Raw genomic sequence first — 16,197 nt, 5'->3', positions numbered from 1 at the left:
CCGCCTTCACGCCAAAGGAATGCCGACACTATTTCGAGGCCGCAGGATATGACCCGGAATAAGTCGAATCTGCTCTAAGCCGAAGTCAGGCAGAAATTCCACTTATCCCCGCTGTGCAGATCTCCCGAGCCAGCTCTGTGCTCATCGGTATCGGTCTTTAGTTCAGGTTGTCGCGTAAGGTAGCTTCAAAAATCCTGTTGCTCGGTTCCAGCTCTTCAAAATCTTCATCAAAACACCCGCGAGTGAGCATCAAGTTGAGGGTAGCTTTTGCCACAGGCGAGATGCTTTCAAGCCAACCGGAAGCAATAACCGCGTCGTCGTCGAAATCACCAATATCTGCAACTGCAGCGTTAACGACTGAAAGAATCTTGGTAACGGCATCCACCTCCGGCGGAGTCATCGTCCCGGGTGATCCTTTCGGCCAAGGCCAAACAGGGTTCTCGTCATCCACCCAATCATAAAACATCTCGAAGAACTCTTGCGCACTCATTCTTCGAACGGCCTGAGCGCCCTCCGCGAACCAATTCATCGAGTCCATGATTCTATTTCGAATACGCTGTTCGACCAGGCGTTTAGATGGCTTTTCGCTCACTGCTGCCCACCGTTCATTTTTTCAAAGTTCACTATGGAAACTCTGACACCCTTCGACACCATGGAGGAAGAGCTGTGACCAACATCTACTCCGCAGACATCATGATCTGCGCCACCGTCTACGTCCGAGCCGCGACCCGTGAACAGGCACTCCAGAGCATCGCGAACATGGACCGCGGCCTCGAACTGCGAGAAGGCGGCATCATCTCGGGTCGCGGCTATGACGACCCTCGCCTTCCTGACCTCTCGCTCTCGCCGGCGATGACCGTCTACCCACCCTCGCCGAGCGAAATCGACCTCGAACAGGTCTCTTAACCGAAACCCTCGCCATGACCAACGAAATCTACAATGTGCTCGACAGAGCGCAATCGCTGATCCGTGACCCCAAGAACTGGGGCCGTCACGAGTATGCCCGCACCAGCGACGGCACCCTAACCGACATCACAGACCCCAACGCTTTCTGCTTTTGCACCGCTGGCGCTGTCTATCGCGTTCTTGGCAGTGTCGGAGGATTTCCTGCCTCTCTACAGATCCTCGCCAGAGCCATCGGGGACTCATCCGAAGGCTCGATCTACCTTTGGAACGACAACTGGCGACGCACCCACGCCGAGGTGATGGCCGCATTCGACAGGGCCAAAGCACTGTCTCTCAACCCCTAAAATATAGGACGACCCCCATGCACGTTTCACCTGCTGCAGCCGCAGCGGGCGGCTTTGTGCTGCCCGCAGATACGATTTCCGTTACTCCGGCCTGCGACGGCTTCTGGGACGACACCCGGTTCGCCAACGATACGCACTATCATTCGAGCGTCTACCTGACACCGGAGGGCAACCTTCAAGCCACCTACGGACTCTGGCCCGGTCTCAAATCGATCGAGAAATTCTACGCGGATTTCTGCCAGCACGTTCACGTCCTCCGGCCCAGCAACGACTTCAGTCTGGACGAGGAGGTGGACGCCTGCTTCTCGACCACCCCCTGGCTGCGCCACCAGTGGTTCAAGGACAACTTCCTTCGCTGGATCAAGATGCTACCGCGGCCAAGCGAAACCCAGCCGGGCAGGCTTTCCTATTTCCAGACGCCGGCCAAGAGGGCCCGCAACATCCGAACCCCCATCAAGCCCGGCCGCTGGCTGACCAAGGTGTTCGGCGACATCCTCACCGAGACCCAGATCCACGATCTGGCACTGGAATACAGCAACACCCACGACCTCAAGGCCGTCCATATCACGCAGAATGCCGACGAGATCGAGGCGATCTACCGCAACGGCCCGTATTCCTGCATGAAGCGGGGCTACGACCACGAGCACCCGTCCCGCGTCTATGCCGGGCCGGATCTGGGCATCGCCTACACCGGCACGCTGGCCGAGCCCACAGCCCGTGTCCTCGTCTGGCCCTCGAAGAAAATCTATACCGATGCAGCCTATGGCGATGGCCCGAGGATCAAGGCGGCGCTGGATGCGATTGGCTACGAGGAAGCCGAAGATACTGAGTTCGACGGCGCCCGCATCCGGCGCCTGACCTATCGTGGCAACATCATCTGCCCCTACATCGACGTCGCCGATCGCGCCTACGACACCGGCATCTACCTCATCCTCGGCCGCGGAGACCTCGATGTTCAGGTCACCCGCGGGCTCTACGCGGAAGCGGAGCCGGAATACACCTGCGACGAAGGCATGGATGAGGACGAGCGCAACTACATCGTCAGCATCGACCGTGACGTCTGCGACCATTGCCACAGCCGCAACTACTTCTACTGCGAGGGCTACGAGCAGTCCTACCAGAACTCGGATCTGGCGGACACCATCTCGGGCTTCTACTCCGACGATTACTGCCGTCACTCCGGCAAAATGTTCTACTGCGATCGGACGGATAAATACTATCCGCACGATGATTATGACTGTGTCGTTACTTTGGAGGGCGAGACGGTCGAGTCCAGCCATGTGACCATCCATGGCTTCTTCTGCGCCAACACCGAGGAATGGTCCCTCGAGACCCAGCATCAGGTCAGGCTGATCAACGGAACCTCGGTCCATCGCCATCACCTCAAGGACGGCGACACCCCCCTGCCCCTCACTTTCGATCTCGCAGCTTAAATAAGGACGCACCGCATGCACGTATCCCCTGCTGCAGCCGCAGCGGGCAGCGTTGTGCTGCCCCATCACATCGTCTTCCACAACCCCCAGCTGAGCTATACCGAGCCCACCGAGGGCCTGGAGCCGGACGCCAGCTTCCTGGGTAAGCACCGGGACGACCGGCGGTTCTTAGTCATCGGACTGGATCAGTCCGGAAAACTGTACGTCATTTACAAGTGCACACCGGGCATTCAGCACCTCGACCATGAGTTCTCGTCTCGTGGATGGAGGGAGGGCCACGAGGGCCACGTCTTGCGGACCTTGCACTCGGAGGAACTGGACTCTGTCCATGAAGCCCTCGTGTTCATCGACGGTCGTGATCGTCACCCTTGGCTCCGGCACAACTGGTTCAGAGCCAACTTCCGCCGCTGGGTCGAGCTGCTGCCTGTTCCAAGCAAGACCCAGCCAGGGCGACTGGCCTATTACACCTCGTCGGCCAAGCGAGCGGCGCGGCGCGAGACGCCGATCAAAGCGGGTCGCTGGCTGCAGAAGTATTTCGGCGACATCCTTACCCAGGAGCAGATCAAGGAACACGCCCTGGAATGGGAAGCAGCCTGCGGCCCGGTCGATGTCCACATCACCCAGGACGCTGACGAGATCGAAGCTGTCTACAGGAGCAACCACAACGGCTCCTGCATGTGGTTCGGCGACACGAGCTATCGCGGTTCCTGCCATCCGGCCCGCGTCTACGCCGGCCCCGATCTGGGGATCGCCTATATCGGCACAACCGACGACGCCAAGGGGCGCTGCCTCGTCTGGCGCGAGAAGAAGATCTTCTTCTACAAGACCTACGGCGATGGTGACCGGCTGAAGTCGGCCCTCGTCACTGCCGGTTACACCGAGGCAGGCTCGGACGCGTTCACCGGTGCTCGGCTTCAGCGCATTCCGTACGAGGACCGCTACGTGATGCCCTACGTCGATACCCACGAAGCGGCCACCGACGATGGCGAGTTCGTCATCCTCGATGACGACGGCGAGATCGGCTGCAGAAGCAGCGACCATATCCGTGGCCTGAGCTACCCCACCTACAATCGCCGCCGGGAGGCCGCATGACCGATATCGAAACCATCCTCGACATGTTCCGCTACTGCCGCCCCGCCGGCAGCAAGACCGAACGCCGCTTCGTTCAGAAGTACCTCTCTCACTTCCAGCGCGACCCGTACAAGAACCTGGTCAAGGTCATCGGTGACCGCCCACGCATCCTGTTCTCCAGCCACGTCGATACTGTCCACCACGAGGGGGGCGTTCAGGCCCTCTCCTACAAGGATGGCATCCTGACCAGCCTCGACCGCAACTGCCTTGGCGCCGACGACACCGCCGGCATCTGGCTCATGCTGGAGATGATCAAGGCCGGCATCCCCGGCGTCTACGTCATCCACCATGCCGAGGAGAAGGGCTGCATCGGCTCGACGGATCTGGCGAAGTTCAATCCCGGCTTCTTCAAGGACATCGACATCGCGATCGCCTTCGACCGGGCCTACTATGACGAGGTCATCACCCACCAGATGGGATTGCGGACGGCGTCGGACGCATTCGCCTGGTCGCTCGCCAACCAGCTGGGGCAGGCCTACCGCCCCTCCCCTGACGGCGCCTACACCGACACCAACGAGTATGCTCATCTGGTGCCGGAATGCACCAACATCGCGGTCGGCTACTCGGGCCAGCACACGAAGTCGGAGAAGCAGGACGTTCCATTCCTGATCGCGCTGCGGGATGCCCTGCTGCAGGTGAAGTGGGACGAGCTGGTGGTGTCCCGTGATCCGGCGAAGATCGAGTACCAGGACTGGGGTTGGAGACCGCCGGCCCGGAAGCGCGATGTGATGACCCAGATTGTCGAGGACAACCCGGCCGCGGTTGCAGAGATCCTGCGGGCCTATGGTCTCAACGAGCGGACCCTGTTCGAGGAGATCGATGCGACGTGGGGGTTTGTGGCGGCGTGAATAAAGCCGGCTTCTCCTCTCATCTCCCTTCCCCCCACATCTCGATGGAGGTCTCATTGCCGACATTCACACCGACACTGCCCGGGAATTCCGACCGTCTGTCCCTCATACTCGAAGCGGCGTTGTGCTGCTGGGAATGGATGATCGAGAACTCTGAGGACCTCCCGCTGAAGCAGGTCTGGTCGGACCTCGGCGCCTCGGCCATGCGCCATTGCGCCATGCAGGCCGGCGAGATCGTGCTGGCCGTCTGGGACCGAATGCTCAGCCGCACCATCGCGTTCGACGGCACCTATGACTGGGATTTTGTTCCGGCGGTGCTCAACCGGCTCGACTGGCCGAGGCTCACCCGACACAACCAATACGGCGGCGCAGTCTATGCCCCCGATCCCGACGCGATCCTCGCTGACATGATGGCGCAGGTGCCGGAACAGTTCGAGACGCCGCAGCAGCGCTGGCTGGCCGAGGAGAGACACGCGGCCGGACAGATCTGGGCCTATCCGGATCTCGTCGAAGATCATGACGAGCGGATCGATCTCGACGAGCCACCAGCGGAATGGTCGAGGCGTATCGGAGATCAGTACGACCTGACGCCCGCCGCTAAGCATGCATTTTTGTAGGAAGTCGCCACGAGGCAACTTTCGATCGGATATCTGTTTTGCCGTACGCTGATTGGCGTGGTCATCGGCATTCCGATCGTGGCTGCCGCCAGAAGAATCCGAGACGTTCAGCCGACCTGAGCAGGCCTTTGTCTGTGTTGCAAAACATGCTTGTAGCCCAGCCCCATCCGTCCCGGTGTTCGACGATGGGCTCTGTCAGTCGTAGATGATCGTCGCAGATGGCCAGTACCGCGTGTTGCGGTGATCGACATGGATATCGCGGTCTGTCGCCAGGTTCGGCCTGGTATCACCCGTAACCCTTCGCCTTTCACCTGTGTGTCTTCAGCATATCCGGCGCGATCAATGTCACCGTCGGAAAGTAGCTTTGATACCGCCTGGCGTCCCGCGTCAACAGCGGCCATTGCTGAACGGCTGCCTGTGCCCCGATGAAGAAGTCCGGCAAAACACCGGTGCGTGCCCCGCCGGCCCGGCGGTACTGTGTAAAAACCTTGGCCGCCAGGAATAGGGCTTCTCGCGGCATCGGCATGACGAGAAGTCCCGCCTCGTCTATAAATGCGTCGACATCCTCGATGCGCTGATATCGAACGGAAAGCTCAGCGTAGATGGCGTCGTTGATCAGCAAGGGGCCAGCCAATGCCGCCGCTTCCATCTGCTCGATCGACCAGTCCGCCCAGGCCGGATCATTGGTGACCAGATCGAGCAGAATATTGGTATCGACCAGTGTCACGGCTCACCACGGGTAAGCGCCATGATCGCATCCGTGTCCAGGCCCTGGCCGGCATGGCCGCGCAGCTTGCGAAAGCGGCTGGCCGGCTGTTGCTGGTCGGCTCTTATGAGCACCACCTGTCCGTCGGATGAGCGATGAAAGGCGACCTTGCTTCCCGGGATGATGCCGAGCAGCTCGCGCACCGCTTTTGGAATGGTAACCTGCCCCTTTGCCGTGACCGTCGTTGTCATGTTTGTGATCCTGTAATACCTCTTTAAGGCAAGGTATTACCGTTCGGCTGCAGTTTCAAGCGGGTAGCGTAACGAGGTGCAGGCCTGTCATTGGCCGAAGCTACGCGTCAGCAGGCTCAATCTCCATCAGCGGTCGATTGCAAGGCGAGCATCCACGCTGATCTGCGAAAGGCCGCAGGACTGTCACCGCAACGCTGAAGACACGCGTGTCCTCAAGGTTCCTCTCTTCATTTTTCCGTCCCCCCCCCCCTGTGACCCGCCCCAGAGGCGGGTTTGTTCGTTCAGGAGACCATCATGAGATTTTCCAACCCCATGCTGACCTCCGGGCGGCTGACCGTAAAACAGCACAACCGCCCTCCTGATGGCTTCGGCGCCGGCGTTGCGATCAACATCTTATGTTCGGTCTGGGAGATCCTCGACCTGTGCGGCTGAAGATCTACGTTATCGCGCCCGGGACTGGCGAACATGTACCGGCATCGATGGTGGCGCGGATGCGGCTGCCGCTGCGCTACGGCTGGGATGCCTGGCTTCTGGAGGACGAGGCCGGCCGATCCATCCGCTTTCGAAGTTATCGCGCTCTCAGGGCGCATCAACGCTCATCTGACCCGCCCTCGCCGGCGGGTTTTTTATTGCCCGAAAGGATCAAATGAATCACAGCCTCACCCGCATCACCCGCATCACCCGCAATGCCAAGCTCGGGCCGATGCCCGCCTCCACCTCATCCAGATCCACCTGCCCGACCAGCTGTCCGTTACGGGATGGCGGCGGTTGCTATGCCGAGCTCGGCCCGATGTCGTTGTTCTGGGGCAAGGTCGACCGTGGCGAGGCGGGCTCCGACTTCGACACCTTCGTCAAACAGGTCGAACGCCTGCCGCGTCGGCAGATGTGGCGGTATGGCCAGGCCGGCGACCTGCCCGGCGATGGCGACGACATTGACCGGGACCAGATGCTCAAGCTCGCGCGCGCCAATCGCGGCCGGCCGGTGATTGCCTACACCCACAAGCCAATGACCCCTCAGAATCTGGGGGTTCTGCACGAGGCGGTCACCCTCGGTTTTCCTGTCAATCTCTCGGCCAACAGCGTTGCCCATGCCGATGCGCTGGCCGTGCATGGTCTCAACGTCGTTGTCATTATGCCGGTGGAGTACGCCCGCAGACCTTCGGAAACGATATCGCAGTACCGACAGCGGATCGGCGACTTGCCGCGCCACACGCCTGAAGGACGCCGCATCGCCATCTGCCCGGCCAGCTATACCGACACCACCTGCCTCGACTGCGGCGCCTGCGCCGGCACGGATGTCCGCCCCGCCATCATTGGCTTTCCCGCGCACGGGACAAGGAAGCGGATGGTTTCGGCCATGGCCTCTGCCAGCGAAGACACCACCCCTGACCACAGGAGACCGAATGCCCGTCATCGACGTGCACCGACCATTGTTCCAGCTCATCCATCAGTTCAACACCGCACCCGGATGGCAGAAGCAGCTGATGATCTGCGGCGGACTGCTGACGCAATGCCATGAGCTGCTGCCGATGTCGTCAAGGTTTTACCTGCGCCGGTTCTGGGAGCGCGAGGCGCTCCGGCTCGGCGTCGACATCGCCAAGTGGAAGACCTGGAGCTGACCCGTCTCAACGGCTCACGCTCTCATCTCCTCCATTCGCGAAGCGCCCCTCCCGTCCGCTCCTCGTGCACCCACTCTCTCCCATCGTCTCTCCCCCACATCAAGGATATCCTGATGAAGATCCTCTTCGAGGTTCCCGACGGTGACGCCGTCGCGATCCATGACCCCGGCGTGCCTGCATCGACCTCGCTCAAGGGCATCGCCCGCGAGGCCACGCTCGCCGGCGCCGCCCGCATCCTGACCTTCTGCCCCGACACGCTTGAGGTCGCGGACATCACGCCAGCCGTGTTTGCCGCCTATGCCGGCGCGTTCGACGAAGATGCGCCACCGTTTGTCCGGCTCCATCCCGACTTCGACGATTGCGCCGCAGACGAGGCGCGTCACGTCCGGGAATGGGCAGCACACATCCGTGCCTTCCGTCGCGTCGCCTGAGGGCACGGCCATGCACCAACCCACCCTCCGCGACGATCAGATCGCCGACCTCGCCTTCTACATGGCCAATGACAGATGCCTCAATCTCTCCGACGCCGGCGCCGGCAAGACGCCGTCGGTCTGCGTCATGCAATGGTATCTATGGTCGGAGCTGCGCATCGGCACGGTCTGGGCGATGCCGAAGAGCCTGCTGAAGAAGAACAGGCGCGAACTGCTGCGCTTCACCGGTTTCGGCGACGAAGATGTCGTCATCGTCGATGGGACACCGGCCGAGATTGCACGGCAGCTTGGCCTGCCGGCAAAAGTGTTCCTGATGGGGTTTCGCCGGCTGACGCTCAGCTGGCGCAACCTCCCCGCCCATGTCACCGCCGTCCATGTCGACGAGATGCACATGGGCTACAAGGGTGCCGGCAGCCAGCAGAGTGCGGCGCTGTTTGCCCTGTTCGACAGCGGCCGCATGACGCATTTCCTCGGCATGACCGGCACGCTGATCGATGGCAAGCTGTCATCGGCCTATCCGGCGGTCAGGATCATCGACGCCGGCTCCTATCCATCGCCCCAGGCCTTCGACGACGAACACGCTGTCTTCGATCTCGACGGACGGATCGCCGGCTGGAAGAACCATAACCGGCTGGCGCGCATCCTTGGCCGGCATGCCATCCGCCGCAGCTTCGCCAGCATTCACGGTGAACAGGAGGTCGTCCATATCCCCGAACCGGTCGACATGGAGGAGCGTCAGCGCGGCCTCTACGACCGGTTCCACCACGACGCGGTGCTCGAGCTCGAGCGGTTCACCATCGACGGCACCCGTCCCGGTGTCGCCTTTACCCGCGCCCGCCAGCTGATGGAACATCCAGGTGCCTTCCCGGACCTGTCGGCACCCGGCCGCTTCATCGACATCCTCGAGGGTGAGCCGACAGCCAAGGAGGAGCGGCTCAAAATCCATCTCGAGGAACATCACCTCAACGGCAAGCCGCTGATCGTGTTCACGTCGATGCTGCCGCAGCAGGGGCGCATCGCCCGGCTGCTGCAACAACACGGACTGACATTTGCCCTGATCAGCGGCGGCATCTCGCGCAAGGCACGCGACGCCGCCAGCGACGCCTTCATCGACGGCCGGGTGCAGGTGATGCTGGCAACGGAGCGGACCGCGTCCTTCGGCTACAACTGGCAGGTCTCGGGTGGCCGGGAGGTCGACCACATGATCTTCGCCACGCTCGGCTTCAGCGACGCCAGCTTCGTCCAGGCGCGCCAGCGCGCCATCCGCGGCAGGCGCAAATCGCCACTCCGGGTGACAACGCTCGAATATATCAGCTCCATCGACCAGCACATCTGCCGCATCGTCCATCGCAAGAGCCTCGAGGCCCACCGGGTCGATCCGTCCCGGCCGGTGCTGCAGCTGTCGGGCTGCAACGACGCACATCATCCAGCACACGCAACAGGAGACATCCCATGAGCAACACGACCATCGCCGACGCCATTGCCCGGGCACAGGCCGCCGCCGCCGAGATCCACCATCACAACGTCAACCAGAGGATGCCAGTGGTGATGCCAGCCCAGAACGCGGTTGCCGCCCCGATGCCCGCAGGCCCGCCGCTCGGGCTCGACGACATGCTGGCCGGCGGGGTTGCCGTCGATCACTGGCTGAAGGTAACGCCCTACGGCCTGACCGTCGGCGACCGGACCCGGCCGATCGACGCGATCGACGTCTATCTCGACATGGGCGAGATCGCCTACAATTACGCGATCAAGTACACGGTGAACGGCCAGGCCATCTATCACAAGAGCTACGACAGGGTGACAGACGCCCGGGGCGGGTCGTGGATGGCCTCCCTGCAGAAGGCACAGGCGATCGATCCGAACGCCTATGAGTACCGCTCGGCCGAACTGCCGTTCATGGCAGCCAGCGACATCGTCGGCAAGGACGGCAAGACCATGGCTGCCCATGAGGGCGACCGGCTCGGCCTGGCGCTCGCCACCACCGCCTGGACCGGGTTCGAGCGTTTCATCCGGGACATCCGCCGGCGCGGCATCGATCCGACGACAACCGTTCTCCGACTGACACTCGGCACCCAGGCGAAGCAGAAGACCGGCGTCAACGACTGGGGCGTGCCGACGTTTGCCAATGTCGAGGCGGTCGAGGCCCTGCCGACGCCTGAAACGAGGCATTGAGGAGATGGACATCATCGAACACGGCCAGCGCATCACCCTGCTCGGCGACCCGCATCTCGGCCGCAGCTTCGTCCACGGCGTGCCGCTGCACCGGCGCGGCGAGCGCGAGGCGACGGTCTGGCAGGACTTCGTCGCGTCCATCCGTCAATCGGACGATTGCGATTATCACATCTGCCTTGGCGATCTGTTCGATCGATGGATCGTTCCCTTTGATCTGATCCTCGATGTCGCCGACGTTTACAAGGCTGCAGCGGCCGAGCGGCCGGCGACCACCTTCGTCATCCTTAAGGGCAACCACGACTGGACGCGTGATCTCACCCGTTGCTCGGCCTTCGACGTCTTCGCCGCCCTGGTCGCCGATATCGCCAACATCCTGGTCGTCACCGACGTGGTGAAGCGCGACGGTCTCACCTTCTACCCCTGGCATCCGCTCTGGCAGGCGAAGGACAAACTGAAGGGCCTGTCTGGTGTGCTGTTCGGGCACTTCGATGTTGAGTTCGGCGATCACAACCAGGTGCCGACGAAACTGCAGTTCGAGCGGATCTACACCGGCCACGATCACAAGGCGCGCCGGCTGGTGCGCGACTGCACCGAGGTGATCGTCGTCGGTTCGATGCAGCCCTATGCCCATGGCGAGGAAGGCAATGACGATCTCTATGTGACGCTCAATGCTGCGGACATCGCACCGGCTGAGATGATGTCCGACACCCGCGACAGGCGGTTAGCCAGCCTGCGCAACCGATGCGTCCGCATCGTCGGTCCCTTCGACGGTGAGATCGATTGCCTGCAGCTCACCCTGGCGCGGGACAGCACGGCGTCGCCGGATGGTGAGATCGGTACAGTCGCGCTTGGCGCCTTCGACATGGAGACACTGTTTTCCGAAGCTTTCGCCGAGGCCGGCGTCTCGGCAGCCCGCACCGCCGACAGTCTCACCCGATACCAGACACAGCGCAGCGCCCAGGGCGGCGGTATCTGACGCACATTCATGGAGACTTGATGCTACAAAAGCTCACCTATTCCGTCACCTTCCCGACCGGCCGCCGCTTTGACGAGACCGTGCTGTTCCAGCGCGGCTTTGGTGCCATCGTCGGTGCGAACGAAAGCGGCAAGTCGCTCGTCATCGAGATGATCCGCTTCTGCCTGTTCGGCTCGGCCGCCTTGCGTGGACAGGCCGACGACTATCGCACGCTGGAAGCGGAGCTGGCGTTCCGGGTGAAGGATGCGAACCTTCGCGTCCAGCGATCGGCCGGCAAGGCCATGCTCTACGAGAACGACCAGCCGATCGCGGTTGGCATCCGGCCGGTCAGCCTGAAGATTGTCCAGGCGCTCGGCTTCGGCCTGGCGGTCTTCGACATGGCCTGTGCCGCCAACCAGAACCAGCTGCTCGAGCTCGGCGAGATGCGACCGGCCGAGCGCCAGCGCGCCGTCGATAGCATCATCGGGGTCTCCATCCTCGACGACATGGCAAGCAACGCCGGCGAGGAGGCGAGCGCGCTGAAGCGCACAGCCGATAGCCTGGCGGCATCCATCCGCGAGCCGATCGCACCGATCATGCCAGAGGGCTACGAGCAGAGCGCCGTCCTCGCGCAACGGAAGCAGGCCCTCGACTGCGTCCGATCCGAGGCCGACCGGCTGCGGGGCTGGCTGGCCAATATCGTGCGCATGCCGGTGGCACCGGTGGAGACGATCGACCTCGACAGCGCCACCCTCCAGCATCGGCTCGATGTCCAGACGGAACGGCGGGTGCAGCGCCAGGCGCTTGGCGCCGAGCTCGCCCGCATTCCGGAGGTGCCCAAGGTCACTGAGGCTGAGCTGGTCGATGCCGAACTGCAGCTCGAGCGCCTGCGACAGTATCGTGACCGCTGCCAGTTCCTCACCCACCACAGCATCCCGCAGCTCGATCAGCATCAGATCGACAGGCTCACGGTCGCATGGGTTGGATACCGCAATGGCCTCGCCCTTCGCCATGCCGAAACCCGCAAGGCGGACCTGCTGGCGAAAGGCGAACACACATGCCCGAGCTGCCAGCATCGCTGGCCGATCGCCGGCGATGCCATCGCCGACCTCGAGCGCGAGATCGCAGTGCTTGCCACCTGCACCGTAGTTGAGCAGGCGCCAGCGGTCTCCGAGCTCGACATCGAGCGGCAGCAGGCCATCCTCGATGCCTGGAACAGCGTTGCCGATCAGTGGACCGCTATGCATAGCCGGGCTCCGGACACGCTACCTGTCACCCGCTGGAGCTCCACAGAGATCGCCGACATCCGCATCGGCCTCGCCAACCGCGACCGGCGTGAACGCCTGCTGTCGGAGATCGCGGCGCTGACACCGGCAGCGCCTGAGCCGGACTATGCCGCCCTGCTGCGGCAGCGCCAGCGATACGAGGCGCAGCGTGCCGCCTGGGAAACGCAGATGGCAGAGTACGTCGCCTGGCAAGCTGAACGAGACCAGAAACAAACCAGCCTTACCAAACTCGAGGGCGAGCTGCAGTGCTACGACGATCTGGTCGTCCGGCTGGAGCAGGCCCGTCTCTACGAGCAGGCGCTTGCCGCCTATACGGTGCAGCGCGCGACCTTCGACCGGATCGTCGCAGAGGTCGACGGCTACCGCGCCGACACCTGCGACTGGCTGAAGGTCCGCGAGGCCCTTCGGCTTCTGCGGCTGAAGATCAAGCAATTCCTCGTCCCCAGCCTCAACCGCGTCGCAAGCCAGCTGCTCGCCCGCATGACCGGCGGCGACCGCCAGACCGTCACCGTCGACGAGGCCTTCAACATCACCGTCGACGGCCAGGCGATCGACACGCTCTCCGGGTCCGGCAAGGCCGTCGCAAACCTGGCGCTGCGCATCGGGCTCGGCCAAGTGCTGACCAACAACGTCTTCTCCGTCTTCATCGGCGACGAGATCGATGCCTCGATGGATAGCAATCGGTCCAACAGAACGGCAGACGTGCTGCGCAGCCTCGGCGAGCGGATCTCGCAGCTCCTGCTCGTCAGCCACAAACGGCCAGATGCCGATTACTACATTGCGGTCGGGGCGGATGAGATGAGAGAAACAAACACCGGTCTCGATGATGGCGACAATTTGCGCTAACGAGCTAAGTCGTTGGTTGTATTGTTCGGAGATCGCAATATTCTGTCCCCACCCGCGAACTGGCGCACATCGAAGTTGGTAAAGGGGATGCCACGATCATGGCGGCCAGGGATTGATCACATTCAATCCTGCGGCTTCGAACGGGCTTGCGTCGCGCGTTGCGACCGCGAAACCATTGGCCAATGCCGTGGCTGCAATGTAGCCGTCTGCCTTGCCGATCGCCTTTCCTGACAGTCTGGCGCGTGCCATCAGGTTCGAATAGGCAAGCGACGTTGCAAGGTCGAAAGGCAGAATACGTCCAGAGAAAAGAGGTAGAACATCTGCTTCAAGGCGATCCCGAAGCGTCGTCTGCCGTTTTCCGGACGGCATGGCCGCGATGCCGAAGCGAAGCTCGGCGATCGTGATCGCAGAGATGAACAGGGTCTCGACCGTCTGGGCATCCAGCCACGCGACTACGGTGGGTTCCGGAGCCGGTTTCCATGGCTCGGAGATCACATTGGTGTCCAGCAGGATCATTCAAACGTCATCGGCTCGGCAGGCGTTTGGTCGCGATTTTGCCGGAGGCTGTCGACGTCACTGTTGGAAAGGTCGGCGTCACGGCCCATGGCGGCCAACAGCGAACCAAGCTTTACGCGTTCGTCCGGACGAACCGCAGCCTCAAGAATGTCGCGGATCTCGGCTTCAGTGCTACGGCCGTGATGAGCCGCGCGCACCCGCAAGGCGCGATGTGTCTCTTCAGAGAGATTGCGAATGGTGACTGCCGGCATTGATATCAGACCGAGAGGCTTGATGGTGTTGATATCAATTTACAGGAAATGATGAAAAATTCAAGAGTACGCCTTCGGAGAGGCGGGTTGGTTCAACTTCCTCTAATGCGTTTCTAAAGCTCTTGAACGGATTAGAACCTGCGGCACCCCAAAGCAATCGTGCAAATATTTGAATGCATTGGGTTTATGAGATCCGGTGCCGTTGTCGCGGTATTCGGCATGCCGATAACATGTTCACATATTTCCGAGTTATGTGAATTTCAATTCCCGTTATAGTTGTAATAACCGCGCCGAATTGCAACTCGACAAGTTATAAATTCTGCAAACCAACGTATGCGGTGTTGGTTTCCACGCGGAACTGATACGCAGCCTCGCTGACCTAGACTCTTTGACTTCCCAAGAGGCGATGAATCTGAATCTCTGGCGGAAATCGGAGGTCTGCGATGCGCCCAGGGATATCGTTACGGGAAGATTTTGATGGAGAAGGCCTGCGGCGTCTGGCGCGGCAGACGAAGGACGCAGATCAGGTGCGACGGTTGTTGGCACTTGCGTCGATCTACGATGGAGGTTCGCGTTCAGATGCCGCCCGCCTCGGCAATGTGACGCTGCAGATCGTTCGGGATTGGGTGATACGTTTCAAAGAGCGCGGCCCTCAGGGCCTAGTTAATGGCAAGGCTCCTGGCCAGCAGTCTCGGTTAGACGACCGGCAGCGTGCGGCTCTGGCGCAGGCCATCGAGCGTGGACCGACGCCCTATCTCGACGGTGTCGTCCGTTGGCGTCTGTGCGATCTGGCGCAATGGATTTGGCAGGAGTTCCGCGTCTCGGTAAGCGAGCAAACGCTGAGCCGCGAAGTGCGGGCTATGGGCTATCGCAAGCTGGCTGCCCGACCCAAACATTACGCTCAGGCCCCTCAAGCCATTGAGAGTTTTAAAAAAGTTTCCCCGCCGCTGTGGCAGAAATCGTCGCCGGATCAGCCCAAGGAAAACGGATAGAGATTTGGTTTCAGGATGAGGCCCGGGTTGGGCAGAAGAACAAGATCACACGCCGCTGGGCCCGGCGCGGAACACGGCCTGCAGCACCGCACGACCAGCGAACAAGGTCGGCCTATATCTTCGGTGCAATCTGCCCGAAGCTCGGCAAAGCGGCGGCACTGGTCATGCCATGGTGTGACACATATGCAATGACCCAGCATCTGACCGAAATCTCCCGCCATGTCGATGACGGTGCGCAGGCTATCCTCATCATGGATCAAGCTGGCTGGCACATGTCCAACACTCTCGTCGTCCCCGGCAATATCACCATCCTGCCATTGCCGCCGAAGCCACCGGAACTCAACCCCGTCGAAAACCTTTGGCAGTTCATGCGCCAGAACTGGCTCTCCAACCGGGTCTTCAAATCCTTCGACGACATCGTCGATCATTGCTGTGATGAATGGCGAAAGCTCGAAAGCCAGCCATGGCGCATTATGTCTATCGGACGCAGAGAATGGACCAATGGGTTCTGATCAGTGAGGCCGCGTATAAGCAACTCCACAGACATGAGCGGACGCTAGCAGCTTCGCCCCGTGGCAGCAAGCAAACCGGTGCTTCAAAGACAGCGAAAACCGGTCAAACTGCAGCCGGTCTCATCTTTCTGTCCGTCCCTTCCATAAAATGGCAAGCCTTGTCAGGACGCAATCAGTGAAGGCGCGTCGATATCGATCGCCGGCGCGATCGACTGCGCGATGATCCCGGCGCGATGGGCGTTGAGGCTCAACAATGTATAGCTGATGCCATGGGAATGTTCCGAGTTGCCGAGGAGATAAACACTAGAGCAGATTCGACTTATTCCGGGTCATATCCTGCGGCCTCGAAATAGTGTCGGCATTCCTTTGGCGTGAAGGCGG

At 61.5% G+C, this 16,197-nt stretch carries 20 protein-coding genes; 15 read left to right on the top strand and 5 right to left on the bottom strand.

The genetic code is table 11. The features are described 5' to 3' along the window. Nucleotides 1-157: 157 nt before the first annotated feature. Nucleotides 158-592, bottom strand: coding sequence for a hypothetical protein (locus ACEVQ6_RS22890; protein WP_374891364.1), 435 nt, complete (start codon nt 590-592; stop codon nt 158-160). Between the two features lie 74 nt (nt 593-666). Here ACEVQ6_RS22890 and ACEVQ6_RS22885 point away from each other — a divergent pair, with 74 nt between their 5' ends. The 6 genes from ACEVQ6_RS22885 (at nt 667) to ACEVQ6_RS22860 (ending at nt 5,279) form a co-directional block, all read left to right on the top strand. Then, nucleotides 667-906, top strand: coding sequence for a hypothetical protein (locus ACEVQ6_RS22885; RefSeq protein ID WP_374891363.1), 240 nt, complete (start codon nt 667-669; stop codon nt 904-906). 14 nt (nt 907-920) lie between these two features. Beyond that, nucleotides 921-1,250, top strand: a complete 330-nt coding sequence (locus ACEVQ6_RS22880) for a DUF6197 family protein (protein ID WP_374891362.1) — start codon at nt 921-923, stop codon at nt 1,248-1,250. Nucleotides 1,251-1,267: 17 nt separating this feature from the next. Continuing rightward, entirely contained in the window at nt 1,268-2,683 is a 1,416-nt protein-coding gene (locus ACEVQ6_RS22875; protein WP_374891361.1) for a hypothetical protein, read from the top strand. A gap of 15 nt (nt 2,684-2,698) precedes the next feature. After that, a complete protein-coding gene (locus ACEVQ6_RS22870) occupies nt 2,699-3,775 on the top strand; it encodes a hypothetical protein (RefSeq protein ID WP_374891360.1) in 1,077 nt (358 codons plus the stop codon). Then, on the top strand, nt 3,772-4,662 hold the full coding sequence (locus ACEVQ6_RS22865) for a M28 family peptidase (RefSeq protein ID WP_374891359.1): 891 nt from the start codon (nt 3,772-3,774) through the stop codon (nt 4,660-4,662). Before ACEVQ6_RS22870 ends, ACEVQ6_RS22865 begins: the two co-directional genes overlap by 4 nt. Before the next feature lie 140 nt (nt 4,663-4,802). Continuing rightward, nucleotides 4,803-5,279 (top strand): hypothetical protein, encoded by a 477-nt coding sequence (locus ACEVQ6_RS22860; protein ID WP_374891358.1) that lies wholly within the window; start codon nt 4,803-4,805, stop codon nt 5,277-5,279. A gap of 307 nt (nt 5,280-5,586) precedes the next feature. Here the strand turns inward: ACEVQ6_RS22860 and ACEVQ6_RS22855 are convergent, their stop codons facing one another. Together ACEVQ6_RS22855 and ACEVQ6_RS22850 are read right to left on the bottom strand one after the other, a co-directional pair. Then, nucleotides 5,587-6,006 carry a type II toxin-antitoxin system VapC family toxin gene (locus tag ACEVQ6_RS22855; protein WP_374891357.1) on the bottom strand — a complete coding sequence of 140 codons (420 nt, stop codon included), beginning with the start codon at nt 6,004-6,006 and terminating at the stop codon, nt 5,587-5,589. Beyond that, a complete protein-coding gene (locus ACEVQ6_RS22850; protein WP_374891356.1) occupies nt 6,003-6,236 on the bottom strand; it encodes an AbrB/MazE/SpoVT family DNA-binding domain-containing protein in 234 nt (77 codons plus the stop codon). Before ACEVQ6_RS22850 ends, ACEVQ6_RS22855 begins: the two co-directional genes overlap by 4 nt. Nucleotides 6,237-6,530: 294 nt before the next feature. On the opposite strand from ACEVQ6_RS22850, the gene ACEVQ6_RS22845 reads away from it, so the two are divergent. The 8 genes from ACEVQ6_RS22845 to ACEVQ6_RS22810 all read left to right on the top strand — a co-directional run bounded on the left by ACEVQ6_RS22845 (nt 6,531) and on the right by ACEVQ6_RS22810 (nt 13,545). Beyond that, nucleotides 6,531-6,668 (top strand): hypothetical protein, encoded by a 138-nt coding sequence (locus ACEVQ6_RS22845; RefSeq protein WP_374891355.1) that lies wholly within the window; start codon nt 6,531-6,533, stop codon nt 6,666-6,668. Then, nucleotides 6,659-6,886 (top strand): hypothetical protein, encoded by a 228-nt coding sequence (locus ACEVQ6_RS22840; RefSeq protein WP_374891354.1) that lies wholly within the window; start codon nt 6,659-6,661, stop codon nt 6,884-6,886. Before ACEVQ6_RS22845 ends, ACEVQ6_RS22840 begins: the two co-directional genes overlap by 10 nt. Further along, nucleotides 6,883-7,755 carry a DUF7227 family protein gene (locus ACEVQ6_RS22835; RefSeq protein ID WP_374891353.1) on the top strand — a complete coding sequence of 291 codons (873 nt, stop codon included), beginning with the start codon at nt 6,883-6,885 and terminating at the stop codon, nt 7,753-7,755. Before ACEVQ6_RS22840 ends, ACEVQ6_RS22835 begins: the two co-directional genes overlap by 4 nt. Before the next feature lie 213 nt (nt 7,756-7,968). Continuing rightward, complete coding sequence (locus ACEVQ6_RS22830; RefSeq protein ID WP_374891352.1) at nt 7,969-8,286, top strand: hypothetical protein; 318 nt, start codon at nt 7,969-7,971, stop codon at nt 8,284-8,286. Between the two features lie 10 nt (nt 8,287-8,296). Then, complete coding sequence (locus ACEVQ6_RS22825; protein WP_374891351.1) at nt 8,297-9,742, top strand: helicase-related protein; 1,446 nt, start codon at nt 8,297-8,299, stop codon at nt 9,740-9,742. Further along, nucleotides 9,739-10,458 carry a hypothetical protein gene (locus ACEVQ6_RS22820; RefSeq protein ID WP_374891350.1) on the top strand — a complete coding sequence of 240 codons (720 nt, stop codon included), beginning with the start codon at nt 9,739-9,741 and terminating at the stop codon, nt 10,456-10,458. The genes ACEVQ6_RS22825 and ACEVQ6_RS22820 overlap by 4 nt, the downstream gene beginning before the upstream one ends. A gap of 4 nt (nt 10,459-10,462) precedes the next feature. Continuing rightward, entirely contained in the window at nt 10,463-11,434 is a 972-nt protein-coding gene (locus ACEVQ6_RS22815) for a metallophosphoesterase (protein WP_374891349.1), read from the top strand. Between the two features lie 20 nt (nt 11,435-11,454). After that, on the top strand, nt 11,455-13,545 hold the full coding sequence (locus tag ACEVQ6_RS22810) for an AAA family ATPase (protein ID WP_374891348.1): 2,091 nt from the start codon (nt 11,455-11,457) through the stop codon (nt 13,543-13,545). A 96-nt stretch (nt 13,546-13,641) separates the two neighbouring features. Here ACEVQ6_RS22810 and ACEVQ6_RS22805 read toward each other — a convergent pair whose 3' ends face one another. Both ACEVQ6_RS22805 and ACEVQ6_RS22800 read right to left on the bottom strand, forming a co-directional pair. Next, a complete protein-coding gene (locus tag ACEVQ6_RS22805) occupies nt 13,642-14,061 on the bottom strand; it encodes a type II toxin-antitoxin system VapC family toxin (RefSeq protein WP_374891347.1) in 420 nt (139 codons plus the stop codon). Next, entirely contained in the window at nt 14,058-14,312 is a 255-nt protein-coding gene (locus ACEVQ6_RS22800; RefSeq protein WP_374891346.1) for a FitA-like ribbon-helix-helix domain-containing protein, read from the bottom strand. Before ACEVQ6_RS22800 ends, ACEVQ6_RS22805 begins: the two co-directional genes overlap by 4 nt. A gap of 443 nt (nt 14,313-14,755) precedes the next feature. On the opposite strand from ACEVQ6_RS22800, the gene ACEVQ6_RS22795 reads away from it, so the two are divergent. Further along, nucleotides 14,756-15,816 (top strand): IS630 family transposase gene (locus ACEVQ6_RS22795; RefSeq protein ID WP_374891345.1). Its coding sequence is split into 2 segments (ribosomal slippage): nt 14,756-15,248 and nt 15,248-15,816, totalling 1,062 coding nucleotides; the frame shifts between segments, so codons are not numbered across the junction. Nucleotides 15,817-16,197: the final 381 nt, after the last annotated feature.

The organism is Ensifer soli (assembly GCF_041928815.1).
GTDB lineage: Bacteria > Pseudomonadota > Alphaproteobacteria > Rhizobiales > Rhizobiaceae > JBHFEI01.
The sequence above is the reverse complement of the archived record's forward strand: the minus strand, read 5'-3'. Positions and strand labels throughout refer to the sequence as shown.